This is a genomic window from Mycobacterium colombiense, assembly GCF_003284935.1.
Lineage (GTDB): Bacteria > Actinomycetota > Actinomycetes > Mycobacteriales > Mycobacteriaceae > Mycobacterium > Mycobacterium arosiense_A.
In genome coordinates, this window is record NZ_QMEV01000061.1 from 21,193 (window position 1) to 27,192 (window position 6,000).

At 67.9% G+C, this 6,000-nt stretch carries 5 protein-coding genes; 2 read left to right on the top strand and 3 right to left on the bottom strand.

Annotation, left to right across the window (positions count from 1 at the left end; genetic code table 11):
• Positions 1-65: 65 nt before the first annotated feature.
• From DQP57_RS21085 to trxA, 3 genes are read right to left on the bottom strand one after another with little or no spacing between them, the layout of a single operon-like run.
• Positions 66-1,703, bottom strand: coding sequence for an ABC-F family ATP-binding cassette domain-containing protein (locus tag DQP57_RS21085; protein WP_112634628.1), 1,638 nt, complete (start codon positions 1,701-1,703; stop codon positions 66-68).
• A gap of 27 nt (positions 1,704-1,730) precedes the next feature.
• Positions 1,731-2,540, bottom strand: a complete 810-nt coding sequence (locus DQP57_RS21090) for an enoyl-CoA hydratase (protein ID WP_112634629.1) — start codon at positions 2,538-2,540, stop codon at positions 1,731-1,733.
• Positions 2,541-2,595: 55 nt separating this feature from the next.
• Entirely contained in the window at positions 2,596-2,949 is a 354-nt protein-coding gene (gene trxA / locus DQP57_RS21095) for a thioredoxin (protein WP_066868658.1), read from the bottom strand.
• Positions 2,950-3,102: 153 nt separating this feature from the next.
• Here trxA and DQP57_RS21100 point away from each other — a divergent pair, with 153 nt between their 5' ends.
• Both DQP57_RS21100 and DQP57_RS21110 read left to right on the top strand, forming a co-directional pair.
• Positions 3,103-4,929, top strand: coding sequence for an acyl-CoA dehydrogenase (locus tag DQP57_RS21100; protein ID WP_112634630.1), 1,827 nt, complete (start codon positions 3,103-3,105; stop codon positions 4,927-4,929).
• Between the two features lie 77 nt (positions 4,930-5,006).
• Positions 5,007-5,795, top strand: a complete 789-nt coding sequence (locus DQP57_RS21110) for a DUF5666 domain-containing protein (protein ID WP_240631833.1) — start codon at positions 5,007-5,009, stop codon at positions 5,793-5,795.
• Positions 5,796-6,000 lie beyond the last annotated feature (205 nt).

Below are 6,000 nucleotides of genomic sequence, written 5' to 3' on the forward strand. Positions count from 1 at the left end.
ATCGCAAGCACCCAGAGTAAGAACCCACTGTCGGCCGCGGGCGGCTTTCGCCAAAAACCATCGACTCAGGCGAGTTCGATGAGATCCCGGTATTCGTCGGACCAGAAGTCCTCGGTGCCGTCGGGCAACAGCACGACGCGTTGCGGGTCGAGGGCCTCGGCGGCGCCGGGGTCGTGCGTCACCAAGACCACCGCTCCCTGGTAGCTGCGCAGCGCGTCGAGCACTTGTTCGCGTGAGGCCGGGTCGAGGTTGTTCGTCGGTTCGTCGAGCAACAGCACGTTGGCCGTGGAGGCCACCAGACCGGCCAGCGCCAGCCGGGTCTTCTCACCGCCGGACAGCGTGCCCGCCGGCTGGTCGAGCTGGGGACCGCTGAACATGAACGCGCCCAGCAGGCCGCGCAGATCCTGCTCGCCCGAATCCGGTGCGGCGTGGCGGATGTTCTCCCACACGGTCGCATCGTTGTCGAGCGTGTCGTGCTCCTGGGCGAAGTAGCCGATCCGCAGCCCGTGCCCGGGCTCGAGGCCGCCGGTGTCGGGGGCCTCGGTGCCGGCCAGGATGCGCAGCAGCGTGGTCTTGCCGGCGCCGTTGAGGCCCAGCACCACCACCCGCGAGCCGCGGTCGATCGCCAGATCGACGCCGGTGAACACTTCCAGCGACCCATAGGACTTGCTCAGCCCGGTGGCCACCAGCGGTGTGCGCCCGCAGGGGGCCGGGTTGGGGAACTTGATCCGGGCCACCTTGTCGGCCACCCGCTCGTCGTCGAGCGCGGCCATCATCCGGTCGGCGCGACGCAACATATTTTGTGCGGCAACGGCTTTGGTGGCTTTGGCGCCGAGCTTGGCGGCCTGCGAGCGCAGGGCGGTGGCCTTGCGTTCGGCGTTCGCGCGTTCCCGGCGGCGGCGCTGCTCGTCGGTGGCCCGCGCGTCGAGGTACTTCTGCCAGCCCATGTTGTAGACGTCGACCTCGCCGCGCACCGCGTCCAGGAACCACACCCGGTTGACGACGTCGGCGAGCAATTCGACGTTGTGGCTGATGATCACCAGGCCGCCGGTGTGGGCGCGCAGGAAGTCCCGCAGCCAGCCGATGGAATCCGCGTCCAGGTGGTTGGTCGGCTCGTCGAGGAGCAGCGTGGTCGACGAGCCCGACACCCCGGCACCGCCCTCGGACGCGGCGAACAGGATGCGGGCCAGTTCCACCCGGCGGCGCTGCCCACCGGACAGGGTGCGCAACTGCTGCGTCAGCACCCGTTCCGGCAGGCCCAGACTCGCGCAGATGCGGCTGGCTTCGCTCTCGGCGCCGTAGCCGCCCAGCGCGACGAAACGCTCCTCCAGCTGCCCGTAGCGGCGGATCGCGCGGTCGCGGGCGTCGTCGTCGGCGACCTCGGCCATCAGCGCCTGCTGTTTTTCCAGATCGGTCAGCAACACGTCGAGCCCGCGGGCCGACAGGACCCGGTCGCGGGCCAGCACGTCGAGGTCGCCCTCTTTGGGATCCTGTGGCAGATAACCGATTTCACCGGCGCGGTTGATCGCGCCGGCATAGGGTTCGGTCTCCCCCGCCAGGACGCGCAGGGTGGTCGTCTTACCGGCGCCGTTGCGGCCCACCAGCCCGATGCGGTCGCCGGGCTGCACGCGCAGATCGGGCCCGTCCGGTGAGAGCAGGATGCGCGCACCAGCGCGGACCTCGAGGTCCGTGGCCGTGATCACGATCGCTCTCCTTGGGGGAAAAGACGCCTATTTGTCGTCGGTGAACACCGGTGGTCGTCGTTCTGCGCGCGCGGCAACCGCTTCTTCGAAGTTGGCGGTGAGCAGGCGGACGAATAGCTGTCCCAAGCCTTCGGCTTGCATGTGCCCTTCCAGGCTACCGGCGTCCAGTCCACTCCACAGCGTGCGCTTGGTCAACTCGATTCCCGGGCGGGAGAACGCCGCGATGCGCGCGGCGATGGCGTAGCAGGTGTCCAGCAGCTGCTCGTCGGGAACCTGGTGAGACACCAGCCCGATGCGCTCGGCCTCCTCGGCGGTGATGTCGCGGCCGGTCAGCATGATCTCGAACGCGCGGGACGAGCCGATGGCCCGCGGCAGTAGGTAGGAAAGGCCCAGCTCACTGGCGGTCAGCCCGTTGTTGATGCCGGCGGCGCGGAAGTAGGCGCCGGTCGAGGCCACCCGGATGTCGGCGGCCAGGGCCAGGCACAGCCCGCCGCCGATGGCCGCGCCGTTGACCGCGGCGATCACCGGCTGATGTAGCCGGCGCAGCGCCAGGATGACCTCGTCGAGGATCTCCATGGAGCGCAGCGCATAGGTCGGGCGGGTCAGGCCCTCGACGTGGGGCACCGAGCCCGCTGACTTGTGATCGGCGCCGGAGGAAAAGCCCCGGCCGGCGCCGGTCAGCACGACCACGCGCACCGAATTGTCGTAGGTGACCTTGTCCAGGGCCTCCTTGAGCGGAACCATGACGTCGAACGCCATCGAGTTCATCCGCTCGGGCCGATTCAGGGTTATCAACGCGACGCCGGGCCGCGGGCGGTCTACCAGTACCAAACTCACCCATGCAACCTAGCGCGTCGCCGACCGTGCCCTTGCGCTGCAGCGCGGCGGGGGCCTATTCGCCCTGTCCGGCCTCGGCGGCGTCGACGTCGAACGCGCGGACCTGCGCGACCAGGTCCTCCAGGGCGGCCGGCGGCAGGGCGCCGGGCTGATTGAACAGCAGTTTGCCCTTCTTGAAGGCCATCAGCGTGGGGATCGAACGGATCTGCGCGGCCGCAGCCAGCTGCTGTTCGGCCTCGGTGTCGACCTTGGCGTGCACGATGTCGGGGTGCTTCTCCGAGGACGCCTGAAAGGTGGGACCGAACTGGCGGCACGGACCGCACCATGACGCCCAGAAGTCGACGAGCACGATGTCGTTGCCCTCGATGGTTTCGTTGAACTTCTCAGCGGTGAGATCAAGTGTTGTCACATTTGCCACAACGCCCGGACCCGACGCGATGTTCCCGGCGCGCGGCGTCGCGCCGGCGCCGGACCGCCGTTGGTTACGGTTGCGTACGTTTTCCCGCGTCCGACAGACTGTGCCTGACGATCCGCCGCCTCGAGGACCAGTGAGGGAATCGCGTTGGGCCACTACATCGCTAACGTCCGCGATATCGAATTCAACCTGTTCGAGGTTCTCGATGTCGGCGCCGTCCTGGGCGCCGGCGGCTACAGCGATCTCGACGAGGACACGGTCAAAACGATCCTGGCCGAAGCCGCGCGCCTCGCCGAGGGGCCGGTGGCCGAATCCTTCGCGTTCGCCGACCGCAATCCGCCGGTATTCGACCCGGCCGAGCACAAAATCAGCGTGCCCGAGGAGTTGGCCAAGACGGTGGCCGCGCTCAAGGAGGCCGGTTGGTGGCGGCTGGGCATGGCCGAAGAGATCGGCGGCATGCCCGCCCCGCCGCCGCTGGCCTGGGCGGTCAACGAGATGCTGATCTGCGCGAACCCGTCGGCGAATTTCTTTTGCCTGGGCCCCTTCATGTCTCAGGCGTTGTACCTCGAGGGCAACGAGCAGCAGCGGCGATGGGCCGCCGAAGGCGTGGAGCGGGGCTGGGCGGCCACCATGGTGCTCACCGAACCCGACGCGGGTTCCGACGTCGGCGCCGGGCGCGCCAAGGCCGTCGAACAACCCGACGGCACGTGGCACATCGAGGGCGTCAAGCGTTTCATCTCCGGCGGCGACGTGGGCGACACCGCCGAGAACATCTTCCATCTGGTGCTGGCCCGTCCCGAGGGTGCGGGCCCGGGCACCAAGGGCCTGAGCCTGTTCTACGTGCCCAACTTCCTGTTCGACCCGGACACCTTCGAGCTCGGCCCGCGCAACGGTGTGTACGTCACCGGGGTGGAACACAAGATGGGCATCAAGTCCTCCCCCACGTGCGAATTGACTTTCGGCGCAACGGATGTGCCCGCGGTCGGCTACCTCGTCGGCGACGTGCACCGGGGCATCGCGCAGATGTTCACCGTCATCGAGCAGGCGCGCATGACAATCGGTGTCAAAGCCGCCGGCACGCTGTCCACGGGTTACCTGAACGCGCTGGCCTTCGCCAAGGAGCGGGTGCAGGGTGCGGACCTGACGCAGATGTCGGACAAGACCGCGCCGCGGGTGACGATCATTCACCATCCCGACGTGCGTCGCAGCCTGATGACGCAGAAGGCGTACGCGGAGGGCCTGCGCGCGCTCTACATGTATGCCGCCGCCCATCAGGATGACGCTGTGGCACAACGTGTTTCGGGCGCCGATCACGAAATGGCGCACCGGATAGACGATCTGCTGCTGCCGATCGTCAAGGGGGTGAGCTCGGAGCGGGCCTACGAGGTGCTGACCGAGTCGCTGCAGACGCTCGGCGGTTCGGGCTTCCTGCAGGACTATCCGCTCGAGCAGTACATCCGCGATTCGAAGATCGATTCGCTCTACGAGGGCACCACCGCGATCCAGGCGCTCGACTTCTTCTTCCGCAAGATCGTGCGCGACCGGGGCCAGGCCCTGCAGTTCCTGACGGCTCAGATCACGGCGACCATCGACAACGTGGACGAGGCGCTCAAGCCGGTCGCGCAGTTGGTGCAGACCGCGTACGACGACGTGACGGCGATGACCGGCGCGCTGACGGGCTACCTGATGTCCGCGGCGCAGCAGGCCGACGAGATCTACAAGGTGGGGCTGGGATCGGTGCGCTATCTGCTGGCGGTCGGCGATCTGCTGATCGGCTGGAGGTTGCTGGCGCAGGCCGACATCGCGCACCGGGCGCTGGCCGATGGCGCGGGCGACGACGAACCGTTCTATCGGGGCAAGATCGCGACCGCGGGCTTCTTCGCCAAGAACTTGCTGCCCAGGCTGACCGCGCTGCGCGGGGTGATCGAATCCATCGACGACGACATCATGAAGGTGGCCGAAGAGGCCTTCTGAGTGCTGCCCACAGGTTGGGCACAGGTTAAACGGGTAAACCATTACGTTGGCTTTAACCGACGAATGGAGAAACGTTGATGTCTGCCAGCCCTCACGTGCCCCGGTTCACCCGACTCGCGGTCGTCGCCGTCGCGGGGGCCACCGCACTATCCCTGTCCGCCTGCGGCTCCTCGAACAAATCCAGTCCCCCGTCCACCTCGACCTCGACCTCGACCTCGGTCGTGACGTCGACGACCACCTCGGCCACCCCGAACGCCGAAGCGCGGGTCAACGGCCTGATCGCCTCGGTGGCGGGCAACTCCATTCAAGTCACCAAGGAAGACAACGCGACCGCCGCGGTGAACTTCACCTCGACCACCAAGATCACCGAGGCCGTGCCGGCCGGGCTGCCGGACGTCACCCCAGGCAGCTGTCTCAGCGTGAAGCCGACGGAGGGATCGGCGCCCGGACAGGCCGTCACCGCCGCGTCGGTGAAGATCAGCGAGTCCGTCAACGGCGCCTGCCCGAAGCCGCCGCAGAACGCGCCCGGCGCCTCCACCACCACGCCGCCGTCCCTCCCGCCGTCGAATGCGCCCACGAAGCCGGCCTGGGTGCGCGGCTCGGTGGCGTCGGTGTCCGGCAACACCATCAACCTCACCAACACCGATCCCAGCGGCAACACCACCCAGACGACCGTGACGGTCGACGACAAGACCAAATACACCAAGCGGACGGCCGCGAACACCGACGCGATCACGCCGGGCAAATGCCTGTACGCGCGTGGAACGCAGGACAACGGCGGCGCGCTGCAGGCGACGAGCATCAACCTACGACAGGCTGTCGACGGCAAATGCGGCAAGCCCAAGCAGCCCGGCCAGGGTCACTGACCCAGGGCTGACTGAGATTGTCGTCACTCCCGCCGGCGCGGCGTGAAAACCGCGTCCGGCGGGGGTATTTGGCGGGGACGGCCGAACGCGTGATCGGAGATGAGTGCTGTGCCTGCCCTATCGTTGAAGACGCGGCGGACGCAGATCGCGCTCGGCGCAGTCATCGCCTTCGTCGCGCTGTGCGTCGCCATGTGTGGGCCCTCCC